9 protein-coding genes are annotated in these 14,126 nt (G+C 64.9%); 5 read left to right on the top strand and 4 right to left on the bottom strand.

The genetic code is table 11. The annotated features are described in order from the left end of the window. Positions 1–10 precede the first annotated feature (10 nt). The 4 genes from AC1Q6X_RS24130 to AC1Q6X_RS24145 are packed head-to-tail and all read right to left on the bottom strand — an operon-like array spanning position 11 to position 4,583. Entirely contained in the window at positions 11–970 is a 960-nt protein-coding gene (locus AC1Q6X_RS24130; protein ID WP_492498618.1) for an MlaD family protein, read from the bottom strand. Next, positions 970–1,872 (bottom strand): ABC transporter ATP-binding protein, encoded by a 903-nt coding sequence (locus tag AC1Q6X_RS24135; protein ID WP_409027615.1) that lies wholly within the window; start codon positions 1,870–1,872, stop codon positions 970–972. Before AC1Q6X_RS24135 ends, AC1Q6X_RS24130 begins: the two co-directional genes overlap by 1 nt. Beyond that, positions 1,872–3,005 (bottom strand): MlaE family ABC transporter permease, encoded by a 1,134-nt coding sequence (locus AC1Q6X_RS24140; protein ID WP_121670653.1) that lies wholly within the window; start codon positions 3,003–3,005, stop codon positions 1,872–1,874. Before AC1Q6X_RS24140 ends, AC1Q6X_RS24135 begins: the two co-directional genes overlap by 1 nt. Before the next feature lie 57 nt (positions 3,006–3,062). Further along, on the bottom strand, positions 3,063–4,583 hold the full coding sequence (locus AC1Q6X_RS24145) for a B12-binding domain-containing radical SAM protein (protein WP_326456730.1): 1,521 nt from the start codon (positions 4,581–4,583) through the stop codon (positions 3,063–3,065). A 135-nt stretch (positions 4,584–4,718) separates the two neighbouring features. Here AC1Q6X_RS24145 and AC1Q6X_RS24150 point away from each other — a divergent pair, with 135 nt between their 5' ends. The 5 genes from AC1Q6X_RS24150 to AC1Q6X_RS24170 are packed head-to-tail and all read left to right on the top strand — an operon-like array spanning position 4,719 to position 13,966. Then, on the top strand, positions 4,719–6,326 hold the full coding sequence (locus AC1Q6X_RS24150) for a DUF2138 family protein (protein WP_492498619.1): 1,608 nt from the start codon (positions 4,719–4,721) through the stop codon (positions 6,324–6,326). Then, positions 6,323–6,988 (top strand): DUF1175 domain-containing protein, encoded by a 666-nt coding sequence (locus AC1Q6X_RS24155; protein ID WP_492498620.1) that lies wholly within the window; start codon positions 6,323–6,325, stop codon positions 6,986–6,988. Before AC1Q6X_RS24150 ends, AC1Q6X_RS24155 begins: the two co-directional genes overlap by 4 nt. Further along, positions 6,985–11,526: an alpha-2-macroglobulin family protein gene (locus AC1Q6X_RS24160; RefSeq protein ID WP_492498621.1), complete on the top strand. Its 4,542-nt coding sequence runs from the start codon at positions 6,985–6,987 to the stop codon at positions 11,524–11,526. The genes AC1Q6X_RS24155 and AC1Q6X_RS24160 overlap by 4 nt, the downstream gene beginning before the upstream one ends. Next, entirely contained in the window at positions 11,526–13,208 is a 1,683-nt protein-coding gene (locus AC1Q6X_RS24165) for a DUF2300 domain-containing protein (RefSeq protein ID WP_492498626.1), read from the top strand. The genes AC1Q6X_RS24160 and AC1Q6X_RS24165 overlap by 1 nt, the downstream gene beginning before the upstream one ends. A 29-nt stretch (positions 13,209–13,237) precedes the next feature. After that, positions 13,238–13,966, top strand: coding sequence for a YfaP family protein (locus AC1Q6X_RS24170; RefSeq protein ID WP_492498622.1), 729 nt, complete (start codon positions 13,238–13,240; stop codon positions 13,964–13,966). Positions 13,967–14,126 lie beyond the last annotated feature (160 nt).

Consider the following 14,126-nt stretch of genomic DNA (forward strand, 5'->3'; position numbering starts at 1 on the left):
GGTGTTCTCCTTATTTGCCGGGCGCCGAAAAACCGGGCTCGCCCGGGCCGGGCGGGATGTCTGGGGCGCCGAACAGGATGCTCTGCGGCTGTTCATTGAGCGTGCTCATGGTGGTTTTCAGGGCGCGCATCGAGGAGCGCGCCTCGCCGCTCAGCTCGATTACCTGCGGCAAGACTTCCAGGGACACGCCATTGGCCACCGTTTCCACGGAATGGCCGACCCGGTCGACCGTGCCATTGACCTTGTCGAGCACGCCGCCGGGCGCCTGGATGTCGCTGCCGAGTTTTTTCCACGTGGCCGTCAGGTCCGACACGTTCTTGCTGGCCGTACTGACCGCCGTCAAGGTTTGCCGCGTTTGTTCCGTCAGTTGCGGCAATTGCGTCAGGGTCGGTTCCAGCTGCTGCGGGATGGAGCCAAAGGCCTTGGCCGCCTTGCCCACTTCAGTGAAGGCGCCCAGCATGGCCGCCTGGTTGTCGGGGCTGAGCAAATTATTCACTTTATTGGTGATCTGCTCGGCCTGGTCGAGGATGCGCTTGCCCCGTTTTTCCAGCTGGTCCAGCAAGCCCGCGCGCAGGGGGATCAGCGACGGCTTGTCCTTGCTGGTGCCCAGCAGTGTCGAGCCCACGTGTTCGTCGTCGAGCTGGATGTAGGCGATGCCCGTCACGCCCTGGTAGCCGAGCGTGGCAAAGGTGGTGTTGGTGACGGGCGTGTCGGGCGCCACGCTGATGTGCACGAGGATTTGCCCCGCCTTTTGCGTGTCGAAGTCGATGGCGTCGACCTTGCCCACTTCCAGGCCCCGGTAGCGCACGGTCGCCTGCGGGTTCAGGCCCGGCACGGACAGGGTGGTGGCGAGCAAATACGGGACTCTTTCCACGCGGTCGCGGTTGAACCAGACGCCGAACAGGATGGCGGCCACCAGCAAGGTCAGTGTAAAAAATCCCGTCATCAGGGCATGTGATCTGTTTTCCATTACTTCTCCGCTTTCTTGTCTGTGCCGGCGTCGTCGCCTGGCTGCGCCGCCTTGTCCGCCGCCTGTTTTTCATCGAGGACGGCCAGCGCGCGCTTGCCGCGGTCGCCGAGGAAAAATTGCTTGATGAACGGGTGGTCCACTTCGATCACCTCGCGCGTGGGGCCGATGGCGATCACGTGCTTTTCCGCCAGCACGGCGATGCGCGTGGACAGGGCAAACAAAGTGTCGAGGTCATGCGTGACCATGACGACCGTCAAGCCCAGCTCGCGGTGCAGCGACTGGATCAGGGCGACAAAACTTTCCGACAAGTCCGGGTCCAGGCCGGCCGTCGGTTCGTCGAGGAACAGCAGCTTCGGTTCCAGCGCCAGGGCACGCGCCAGGGCCACGCGCTTGATCATGCCGCCAGACAAGTCCGACGGCATTTTCAGCGCATGTTCCGGACCCAGGCCCACCATGTTCATCTTTAATAGTACCGCGTCGTGCACCAGCGCTTCGGGCAGCACGCGCAATTCGCGCATGGGCTGGGCCACGTTGTCGAACACGGTCAGGGCCGAATACAGCGCCCCTTGCTGGAACAGCATGCCCCAGTGGTTGCGCAACTGCTGCAACTGGTCGGAACTTGCCTTGTTGATATCTTCGCCAAAGACTTTGACGCAGCCGCGCGCCGGATGTTCCAGGCCCAGCATCTGGCGCAGCAGCACCGTCTTGCCCGTGCCGGAACCGCCCACGATGGAAAGGATTTCGCCCCGCTCGATTTCCAGGTTCAAGTCCTGGTGCACGACGGTGCGGCCGAACTTGGTCCACAGATTGGTGATTTCCACCACGGGCGCGTCGCCATGCAGGTCGAACTGGCCGTTCTGGCCCTCGCTCGCCTTGCAGGCGATATCGGTGTCGTTCGCCATCAGTAGCCCACTCCATTGAAGACGATGGCGAACACGGCGTCGGCCAGGATCACCACGGTGATGGCCGTGACGACGGCGGTGGTGGTGCCGCGCCCCAGGCTTTCCGTATTGGCCTTGATGCGCAGGCCGAAGTGGCAGGAGACGAGGGCGATCAGCATGCCGAAGATCACGCCCTTGCCCAGGCCGATCATGTAGTTGGCCAGCGGCACTGCATCGGGCAGCTTCTGGATGAAGTAGCGTGCCGACAGATTCAGTTCCACCTTGGCCGCCACCATGCCGCCGATCAGCGCGGCCGTATCCGTCCAGATGACGAGCAGGGGCATGGAAATGGCCAGGGCCAGCACTTTGGGCATGATCAGGCGGAAACCGTGCGAAATGCCCATCACCAGCATGGCATCGAGCTCTTCCGTGACACGCATGACGCCCAGCTGTGCCGTGATGGACGAGCCGGAGCGGCCTGCCACGAGAATGGCCGCCAATAAGGGCCCCAGTTCGCGGATGACGCTCATGCCCAGCAGGTTGACCAGGTAAATGTCGCCGCCAAAGGCCCGCAGTTGCTGCGCGGAAAGATAGGACAGCACGACGCCGATCAGAAAGCCGACCAGGGCCGTGATGCCCAGCGCCTGGAAGCCCGCATGGAAGATATTGGCGGAAATTTCACGCCACGGCCCGCGCATGGGATGGCGTGCGAAGCGGCCGATATCCTGCGTCACTTGGCCGACAAGGGCAATAAAGCCCTTCAAATGTTCGAAAAACAGCAAAATGGCCATGCCCAGCTTCATCACGGGCGTGAGGCGGTTGGCGCGCGACGGCGGCGTTTGCAGCGGCCCCGTCTCTTCGATGCGCCGGAAAAACTCTTCCTGCGACGGCGCCAGGGTCAGCTGCGCGGGGCGCTGCTTGCCCCAGGCATTCCAGAACAGCTGGGCGCCGATATGGTCCATGCTGTCGATGGCCGACAAATCCCATTGCGCCTTGGTATCGCCCTGCAGGGGCTTGAGCTGGGCCTCGATGGCCTTGATGGCATTGTCATGCGCCAGCGCGTGCACCTGCCAGGTGCCGCTGGCAGTGACAAGGGCTCCCTGTTGGGAGCTGGTCTGGGAGAGGGTCAGTTTCGGCGATTGTACAGTCGGCATCGTGCCAGTTTAAGGGAGAATGGCGCAGACCGCCACCGCTGTTCAATCGCCCGCCCCTCAGGACGCCAGGTGGCGCGCCTGCCGCTGCGGCAGGGCGACGTCCGGACGCACCTTGGCGTTGCTAGTACTCACTTCGCTTGGCTTGGCATGTGCGGCCGCCTGTGCGCCGCCCGCATAGTCGCTGGCCACGAGGGCATTGGCCTCGGCCGCGCTCATGCCGCGCGTCTGCAGCCATTGCGCCACCAGCTTGGCCAGGCGCTCCATGGCGATGCGGTGGGTGGCGTCCGTGTGGGCATACAGCCAGTTCGAAAAATCCATGAAGTTTTCAAACGGCGCATCGCCGAGCATCCATTGCACCGTATTGGCGAAGCGGCCCGAGTTTGCCACCAGGTCCCAGTAGCGGGCGAAGCGCACGAGGCGCTGCATGCTCATGAAATCGAGCTGTTTATTGGCCAGGATGGTGTACGGCGGGTGCGGGTCGAACACCATGCCATAGTTTTCCGTGTGGCGGATGATGGGCGTGCCGCGCAGCCGTTTCAAGATGCCGAACTGGATTTCATGCGGTTTCAGGGCCACCAGCTTGTTGAAGCCGGCCGCGAAGCTCGCTTCATCCTCGCCCGGCAAGCCGGCGATCAGGTCCACGTGCAAGTGGGCGTTCGATTCCTCGCACAGCCAGCGGATGTTGTCGGCCGCCTTTTGGTTGTCCTGCTTGCGGCTGACCAGCGATTGCACGTCCGGATTGAAACTCTGGATGCCGATCTCGAACTGCAGCGCGCCGGGCGGGAACTTGCTGATGCCTTCTTTCAAGGCGTCGGGCAAGTGGTCGGGCACCAGCTCGAAGTGGGCGTAGATGGGATCGTCCGGATTCGCTTCGATCTTGTCTAAGAAGAACTGCATGATCTTCAAACTGGTCTTGATGTTCAGGTTGAAGGTGCGGTCGACGAACTTGAACAGGCGCGCGCCGCGCGCGTGCAGGGATTCCATCTCGGCCAGGAAATTCTCCAGCGCGAAGGGCCAGGCCGTCTTGTCCAGCGCCGACAGGCAGAATTCGCACTTGAACGGGCAGCCGCGCGACGCTTCCACGTAAATCGTGCGGTGGCGGATATCGTCGTCTGTATACAAGGAGTAGGGCAGCTGCAGTTCCGCCAGCGGCGCCTGCACGCCCGCATGGATCTTCATCAGCGGCTTCGGGCCGTGGAGGATCTCGCCGCACAGCTTGGGGAAGGTGACGTCGCCCCAGCCCGTGATCAGGTAGTCGGCCAGTTTGACGATTTCCTGCTCGCCCGCCTCGTGCGACACTTCCGGCCCGCCCAGCACGATGATGACTTCGGGCGCCACGCGTTTGAGCATGGCAACCAGTTTCGTCGTTTCCTCGACGTTCCAGATGTAGACGCCAAAACCGATGATGCGCGGCTTGTTGACGAGGATGCGCTCGACCAGTTCCGTGGTTTTCGTGCCGATGACGAATTCCTGCAGCCGCGTCTGCGCCTGCAGCGGGCCCATATTGGCCAGCAGATAGCGCAATCCCAGCGAGGCGTGGGTATAGCGGGCGTTCAGGGTGGAGAGCAGGATGGTCATGGGAGGCGATGGAAACGGCGAATCCGCTATTTTACGCTGTCGCGTCAGCTGTGCGCTGCGGCTGCCAATGCCATGTTACCATTTGTCAACAATTACTAACTTGTCAATGCTACGGCAGGCTAAAAGGGATACAAGGTGCTGGCGAAAAAAGTACTCAATAAAAAAGTCCTGGTCGGGGCACTGGCCGGCGTGGCGCTGGTGGCGGCCGCGCTGGTCGGCTACCGGGTCTTCGGCTGGGGCACGCTGGGGCCGGTCAACGGCCTGAAGCTGGATTTATCGCGGCCCGACGCGCTGGTCCGCACGAAAAGCCTGTCGGCCTTGCCGCGCGACCTGCTGACGGTGCCGCTGGCGCGCGACGTGCTGCGCGAGGATTTCCTGTTCTATTACGAGCAGAGCGAAGACCGGCTGGGCCTCAAGGGCAGCCTGCGCCGCATCGCCTATGAACATGAATTGGGCTGGGGCGACCAGCTGCTGCGCATGGTGCTGGACCAGCCGGCGGAAGTGGCCTTGTGGCGCGATGCCGACGGCTCGCTCAAGCATTTCGCCATCGCCGTCTCGCGCAGCCAGCTGACGCGCCTGCTCGAGGAAGCGGGCAAGATCGCCTTGAAGGATACGCAGATGCGCGTGGCCGGCAGCTTGCGCGTCGATGGCGGCCAGGTGCCCGTGTATGCGCTGAACTATGCCTACCAGCGCACCTTGCTGTTCGCCGCGCACGGCCAGCGCCTGGTCATCCTGTCCCATCCCGGCATGCTGTACGGCGGCAGCGATGGCAAGCATGGCGATGGCACGGCCGAGAAAACCGTGGCCAGCCTGCTGGCGCCGGAGCCGGCGAAACAAAACGTCTTTCATGCGCAATTTCATCTCGATCCAGCCGCGCCGGAGGGACACAGCATCGCCGTCAAGGCCGACTTCCTGTCGTTCGGCTACCAGCCTTTCTTTGGCGCGCTCGAAGCGCTGCGCTTCGATTTTCAACAGGGCGCCTGGCAATCGAAGGTGCTGCTCAATGCCGATAAACTGAAAAACGGTGCGTATGACAGCAGCGCCCTGTGGCCGCAGCTGCCGCATAACCCGAGCGCCTGTTTCAGCGTGCCGGTGGACTGGGCCGCGCTGCAGCCCGTGCTCAAGCGCCTGGGCAGCAAGACATCGGAGCCGGTGGTGCCGCTGGCCGGGCACTTGCAAGGCCCCGCCGCCGCCTGCTGGTACGGCAGTTCGCGCCTGCATACGCCCGTGTTTGTCGCCACGCGCAGTGCGCAGGCCGGCGACGACGCTGTCTATGGCAGCCTGTTCGCGGCGGCCATCGGCGGCAAGGACCCCGTGCGCAAGACCACGGGCAAGGATGGCGCCATTCGCTGGGAGCGCGGCGTCGCCACGGCCCTCGGTCAGTCCACGCCGGCGCTGGCCGTGGCCGGCAATACGGTTGTCTTCTCGGCCGACGGCAAGCTGGTGGACCAGGTGCTGGCCGTGCGCCGCAAGCAGGCACCGGCCGCCAGCGACCTGCTGCCCGATGGCGCGCACACGATCGGCCTGATCGCGCCGGCCTCGCTGGCCCGCCTGATCCAGCTGGAAGCCTTTGATACCCTGCCGGCGAATAACGAACCGGTCTTGCGCGCGGCCGCCAACGAACACCTGGTGCCGCGCCTGAACGCCCTGAAAAAATATCCGCCGCTGCGCATGGTGCTCAAGCGGCAGCCAGCCAGCGGCACGTCGTGGGAAACGCTGGAATGGCAGGAGACGGCGCGATGACGGTGTCGCATGGACGGCGCGCTGCGCTGGCGGTGTGCGTCACCGCTGTCGCCGCACCCAAGGCCTGGGCGCTGCGCGCCGTCGCCGAGCCGCAAGTACTGCTGTCGCAAGCCCAGAGCCGCGCGTTTCAGGCCTGGATGCTGCGCATTGTCAACGCGCAGATCGAACGGGGGCCTTCGCCGCGCTGGACGCACCGCGATTGCGCCGGCCTGGTGCGCTTTGCCGTCAACGAAGCGCTCACCGTGCATGACGCGAAATGGCTGCACGCGAACGGCATCGCCAGCGACCGGCGCTTGCCGCCCGAGCTGGAACTGGACGCGAACCAGGCAGCCCTGCGCAACCGCTGGGTGCAGACGGATGGCAAGGTCGGCCACTTCGTCACGGCGCTGGCGCTGGTGCAGCACAACAGCCGCTTCGTCGCCCGCGAGATCAGCCAGGCACTGCCCGGCGACCTGCTGTTTTTCGACCAGGGCGACGAACAGCACCTGATGGTCTGGATGGGCGCGCGCATCGCCTATCACACCGGCACCGTCACCCCCGACGACAATGGTCTGCGGACCGTCGATATCAAAGAACTCACGAGCTGGAAGGACACGCGGTGGCAACCTGTGGTCAACAATCCGAATTTCGCCGGCGTGTTCCGGCTGGCGTTTTTATCATGAAGCCGATTTTTGTCATGAAGCTGTTCCTTGCCAGCCTGCTGGCCTTGGTACTCATTGGCGGCGCCTCGGCGCAGCAGCGCGAACCGAGCAACTACAGCACCTTCAAGGGCGAGTCCTTCTTTTTGCTGTCCGACGCCAGCTACGGCAGTCTGGATGAAGCGCGCGTGCGGCTCGAGGTGCCCGGGCGCGACATGGGGCGCATGAACCTGGAAGCGTATTCGGGCGCCGACATCATCGTCTACCGCGTGCCCGAGCCGATGGAATTCCTGAAAAAGCAGCGTAATCTGCACCGCATCCAGGTCGAGGGCAATTACCAGGGCGAGGGCCTGGCCAATACCTTGAGCTTTCTGTGGGATAGCTGGTGGAAGCAGTCGCGCCTGGCCTGGCGCAAGCTGTTTTCCGGCGAAGCGCGCCTCGCGGTCACGAAAGAACAGCCGCAACTGGCAACGAAGGACGCGATCCGCAAGCCGACCGTATTTGCCAATCATCCGCAGTACAAGCCGATCAAGGGCATGGAGCTGGTCGACAGCTTCCGCTATCCGATCTGGCAGGCCAAGGCCATCGCGCCGCCGAAAGGCGTCAAGCTCGATGGATCGAGCAGCGACTTTATCGTCGCCGGTGCCGGCAACGTGATGATCCCGCTGGGCAAGCGCAAGCCGGGCTTGTACCTGGTCGAAGCGATCATCGGCGAGCACCGCGCCACCACCCTGGTGTTCGTGTCGGACACGGTGGCCGTCACCAAGGTCTCTTCCGGCCAGATGCTGGTATGGACGGCGCGGCGCGACAACAGCGCCGCCGTGGCCGGCGCCAGCGTGGCGTGGACGGACGGTACCGGCGTGCTGCAGTCGGCTGTCACCGGCGCAGACGGCGTCGCCTCGCTCGAGCGCGGCAGCCCCGAACACACGTATGTGCTGGGCCAGGACGGCGCCGGCGGCGTGTTCGTGTCCGAGAATTTTTACTATGACAGCGAAATCTATAACACCAAGATTTATGCGGTGACCGACCGGCCCCTGTACCGTCCCGGCGACGAGGTCAACGTCAAATTCCTGGGCCGCGAATTCACCTCGGCGCGCGCCTCGCAGGCAGCAAGCGCTGCACCGATCAGCTTGAGCGTGCTCAATCCGAACGGCACGCCGCTGCTGACGCAAACGCTGCAGCTGTCCGGCGATACGGGTGCCGACACGCGCTTCCGCCTGCCCACGGAAGCCACCGCCGGCGGCTATGAACTGCGCTTCAATTACAAGGATGGCGTGTATGGCGCGGCCTTCCGCGTGGCCGAATACGTCAAGCCGCACTTTGAAATCAACGTCCAGCCATCGAAACCGGAATTCAAGACGGGCGAGGCGGTCAAAGGCAGCATCGCGCTGCGCTACCCCGATGGCAAACCGGTGAAAAACGCGAAGATGACCTTGTCCTTGCGCGGCCAGCAAAACACCATGGTCGAGGGGGAGCTGCGCTACAGCGGCCTGTTCCCCGTGGCCTTGAAGACCGAGGAAGTGACGAGCGACGGCAGCGGCAATGTAGACTTCACCTTGCCGCCCGCCGCCGATCCCTCGCGCTACATCTTGACCGTGCTGGCGACCGATGGCGCGGCCTACCGCGTCAAGGCGACGCGCGAGCTGATGATAGAACGCTCGAGCAGCAGCTACCAGTTGAAGGCCGTGCGCCAGTTTTCCGATCCGGGACAAAACGTGCATTTCGACCTGGTGGCCGATGGCCAAAGCGCGGCCAAGCCCGTGCGCTGGGAGATGGTGCAGCTGGAAAAACAGAGCAAGACCGAAGGCGCCTTCGATCCAAACGCCAAGGGCTGGGACGTGACATTCCCGGCCTCCGGCTCGTATCAGCTGGCGCTGCGCGACGAACGGGGCAACCTGCTGGCCGCCGCCAGCCACTGGGTCGCCGGCGATGGCGTGCAGACGACGCCGGGCAGCATCGAGATCGTGCTGGACCGCGCCCGCTACCGTCCGGGCGACACGGCCGAGGCATTGATCACTTTCTCCGACAAGGTCGACCAGGCGCTGCTGACGCTCGAGCGCGACAAGGTGGAACACCATGGCTTGATGGCCGGCGCTGCGGATTGGTACCAGGCGAAGCGCGTGGCGCCGCGCCAGTGGAGAGTGCGCATCCCGGTAAAAGAAGAGCATGGCCCGAACATGACGTTCTCGGTGGCGTACACGCGCAATGGCGATTTCGTGTTCGAGAACGCCGGCCTGCAAGTGATCGAGCCGCGCATCGCGCTGCAGTTCAAGAGCGACAAGGAGGTCTACCAGCCCGGCGAAAAGGTCACGCTGGACGTCAAGGCCACGCTGGACGGCAAGCCCTTGAGCACCCTGGTGGCGCTGGGCGTCGTCGATGAAATGATCTATGTGCTGCAGCCGGAAATAGCGCCCGACATCGGCGACTTCTTCTACCATCCGCGCCGCAACAACGTGCGCACCACGGCCAGCCTGTCTTTCATCAGCTACGACATGGCGCAGGGCCGCACGGCCGGCGCGCCCGCGCGCCACAACTACAACGAGCGCGGCGTCAAGGTGCTTGAACGCCCGCGCCGCGACAATATCGATACGGCCTACTGGGCGCCGTCGTTGAAGACCGACGCCAACGGCAATGCTCGCGTGAGCTTCACCATGCCTGACGCGCTGACGCGCTGGAGGATCACCGGCCGCGCGATGGATGAGCAGGGGCGCGTGGGCCAGCGCACCGCCTATCTGCGTTCCGACAAAAACTTCTATGCCAAGTGGACGGCGCCCGACTGGATGCGTGCCGGCGATGCGCCGCGCGCCTCGGTGGCCGTGTTCAATCAGACGGGCAAGGAGCAGGCGCTCGACGTTGTCCTCTCGGGCGGGGCGCAGCCGAAGACGGAAAAGCTGTCCGCCAAACCGGGCGTCAACTACGTCGAATTTCCGCTCGCTGCAGGCGCTAGCGTGCCGCTGCGCCTGGAGCTGAAACAGAACGGCAAGCTGGTCGACGCGTTGGAGGCGGCCATGCAAACCCTGCCCGCCGCCTGGAGCAGCCCGCGCTCGCTGGTGCTGCCGCTCGATGGCGCCACCGGTGATATGCCGCTCAAGCTGCCGGCCGACGCGCGCAATCTCCGCGTCTCGTTCGCTCAAGGAGCAGCCAGCCAGTTCGCGCGCATTGCCGACGACCTGATCGACTATCCGTATGGCTGCGTCGAGCAGACGGCCAGCCGTTTGATTCCGCTGGCGCTGGCCACGCAAAGCCTGGGGCCGGACGCCGGCGCCCTGCAAACGCTGCTCACGGCGCAGCGCCTGCGCCTGGTCTCGATGGCCGGTCCGAATGCCGTCTTCGGCTGGTGGGGCAACGCCACGGCCGGCAATGCGCTGATGACGGCATACGCTTATTACGCCGACTGGTACGCGGCGCGCGCGCTGCATATCGAACTGCCGCCCGAGCACTGGAACAAGCTGCTGGCCGTCTACAGCGAACATGGCTTGAAGGATGCGATGGGCGACCGCGCGCTGGTGCTGTGGATGGCGCGCGAGATGGGCTTGCCCACGCAGACATTGGCCGCGGGCCTGGTCGACGACAGCGCCATCGCCACCTTGGGCGGCAAGCCGCGCCAGGCGGGCGACAGTAGCAGCCTGCTGCTGGGCGGAGCCCTTGATCGCGAAGCGCAAGCGATGAGCCTTGGCCTGGTGGCGCTGGTCGCCAGCCAGAATGGCGTCGCCTTGCCGCATTCGCTGCAGTTGCAAGTGGCCAGCGCCTGGCAGGTGTTGCGCGAGTCCAAAGCGCCAGTGGCGCAAGCCTTGCTGATGCTGGCCGGCGAAATACCGCCATCGCAGGCGGACGCGGTGCTGGCCGGCGTGCGCGCCGAGATGCCGACCCTGGACCGCGCGATGACGTTGATGTGGGTGCAGAAGAAGCTGGGTGGCGCATCGTTCGGCAAGGGGCCGGCCGTCGCGCTGGACGGCGCCTGGCAGAAACGCGACAGCCGCAGCGGCCATCCGCTGTGGCGCTGGCTTGACGCCAAGGGCGTGCCTGACAAACTGCGTCTTGCTGCACCGGCGCCGGCCGGCACGGTGGCTGTGGTGCAGTACGACAGCTATGCCGCCGAAGCGCAGACCTTGCCGGTCACCGTCGAAAGGCGCATCCTGCGCATGAAGGCGGGCAAGGGCGGCTACACGACGGAGCTGGTCAAGCCGGGCGAGGCGCTCAGCACGGACGCGCTGTACCTCGATGAAATCACCTTGAAAGCGGCACCGGGTGCGAAGCACCGCTTTGGCTTGCTGGAGGTGGCGCTGCCGCCCGGTGCCATGGTCGAATCGACGACCTGGGGCATGGTCATGGCGGGCGACAAGCCGGTCGCGCTGGAACGCGCGCGCCACACGGAGCGCCGCGACGGTTACGCGGTGCCGATCGAGCCGTTGGAAGGCGCCGTGACGGTGCGCCATCTGCTGCGCTTTGCGCAGAAGGGCAGTTATGTGCTGCCGCCGGCGCGCTTTTACCGCATGTACCAGCCGGAGCAGAAAGCCTTCGAGGGCGGCGGCAAGAGCACGCGCGCGCTGAAGGTCGAGTGATGCGCTTTGTACGTCCTGCATTGATGGCGGCCCTGCTGCTGGCCATGCCTGCCTGGTCGGCTTCATTGGACGTGGCCTGGTGGCGCGACGGCAAGATGGAGGTGCGCCAGCTGCGCCAGGGCGGCGCAGCGCCGCCGCCGTTTGACGGCGCGCGGCAAGTGCCGCTGGCCAGCCTGTGGAAGCTGTTCGTATATGTCTACGCGAGCGATAACAAGGTGGCGATGCCCGACTACCGCTGCGGCGGCCGCGATCCGGAAGAAGTTTATTGCTGCGATGCGGGCCAGAGCATCGGCCACGATGCGGCGCTGGCGCAGTCCTGCGGCCCCTTCTTCTCGCCGAAGCGTCTGATGATCACGGCCGCGCCGTGGCGCCAATACTGGACCACCCGTTTAGGTAGCGCCCCGGCAGGCGACTTTGCCTGGCTGGCGGACCCCGCGCAGCTGGCGCCGGGGCGGCTGGTACGGCTGGACAGCCTGCTGCGCGCGCTGGACAGCATACCGGCTGCCAGCCGGATGGATGCCGAAGCGGCGCTGCTGCGCGTGGTGCTCGATGGTCGCGGTGCCGGCACGGCGCGCTGGTTCGGCAGCCAGTTGCGCGTGAAGACGTATTCCTGGCACGAGCAGCGCCGGGTAGATGAACGGATTGGCGGCGCGGCTGGCTGGCTGGCCGACGGCACCCCCATCTGGTTTGGCGGCGCGGGCGGCAGCAGTAATGTCTTTGAACAGTGGGCGCCCAGGCTGGCTGCCAGTCTGCCGCCAGTGGGTGCGGCCGACGATGGCGGCTGCGTGGTTGTCGATTACTTCAAGCGCTATCCGATCCGTGCCGTGCGCGGCGAGCGCGGCGTTGCCGCACCCGGGCCGCTCAATGGCCGCTACCATGTGCAGTTCGAAAATGGCCAGAACCTGGCCTTGCGCAGCAGCGGCGAGTTGATGCTGGTACAAGAGCAGGGAGGCCGCCCGCAATTGCGCGGCCGCTTCGGCGTCAATGAATATGTGGCGCGGGTGCTTGACCGCGAAGCGAGCGCGAATGAGCCGGAAGCGGCCAAGGCGCTGGCGATTGCCGCGCGCACGTATTTGCAGCAGAACGCGGTGACCGTGGCGGGCTGCCAGCAGATCGCCGACAGCAGCGCGACCCAGCGCGTCAGTCCCAGCCCCGCCACGCCGGCGGCGCTGGCGATTGCGCGCTGGACCGACCAGCTGATCGTCGATGGCGTCACCGTGCGCTATCACAGCAACCAGTCGTCCGAGGGCACGATGGCGTGGAGCGAGGCGGTACGCCAGGCGAAACAGGGCAAGCACTATGATGAATTGCTGGCGGCGGCCTATCCCGGCGGCGCGCTGAGCACCGTTGGCAATACCGGCGCGCGTTGCCGTCGCCTGGCGCAGAACGAGGATTGGCTGGCGCGGTCCGTGCCGCGCTGGCAGCGCGTGCTGCTGCGCGAAGCCGGCTACGAGGCGCCGCCGCAAGCGCCGCTGGTCTGCGCGCTATCCAGCGGCGCGCCGTATTCGGAGCAGTCGCGGAACCGCATCTTCATGCGCCCGTTGGCCACGCGCGAAGACCGCATCACCTTGGCCCATGAATATTTACACCTTGGCCTGCGCCGTCATCCGCGCGGCCAGGACGAAGAATATGTCGAGCGGCTGGCCCGCCGGCTCGTCGACCTTAACCTGGAGGCCCTGTGAGTTTTTATATCCGTTGCGCGATTCCGCTAATGCTGTTGCCACTCTGGGCCCAGGCCCAGGTCACCATCGATGCACCGAAGGGCGGCTGGCGCAATTCGGCTGGCGCGCGCGAGGACTATACGCAAGCGGTCAATTACCCCGCCGCGTCGGTCAACCTGCAGCCGGGCCAGGCCGAGACGGCGCAGATACGGGGGCGTATCGCGGGCGCCGTCAAGGGCAAGCCCGCTACTTTGGTGGTCAATGGCGTGGCGATGCCGATGGAGGTGGGGGAGGATGGCAGCTACGGTCGCCCCTATGGTTTCGGCAGCGGCTCGAACAGCGTGGAAGTGCGCTCGCCCGATGGCAGAAGCCGCGCGCGGACCCAGTTTGTCGACAGCTACCAGGGCAAGACGCAAGCGCGCTTGCGTATCGTGCTGTCGTGGGACAGCGCCGGCACCGATCTTGATCTGCATGTGGTCACGCCGGACGGCGGCCACGCCTGGTACGGCAACCGCGTCCTGAAAGATGGCGGCGCGCTGGATGTGGACGTGACGACCGGCTATGGCCCTGAAATCTTTTCCAGCGCGGCACCCCTGAAGGGCAATTATCACGCGTATGTCAATTACTACGGTAGCGGCGAGAACACCGCCATGCTGACCGTCGCCCGCCTGTCGATCATCACCAATGAAGGCACGCCGCGGGAAAAGCTGCAGAGCTTCCAGGTGCCGATGCGGGCCGCCGGCGAGCTGACCTTGGTGAAATCGTTCGTCTTGCCATAAATGGCTCTTGCGGACACGCTGTCGCTTGGCTATAATTCGCCCCCTCGCTGAACGACGCATGCAAATGCCGAGTAAAGCAGGGTAAAAAAGAAGGTTGACGAATGAGCCGAAACGCTTCATACTCTTCCTTCTTCGCAGCTGACAAACACAACGCTTTGTC

The sequence above is a fragment of the Janthinobacterium sp. GW823-FHT06H09 genome (genome assembly GCF_058794735.1).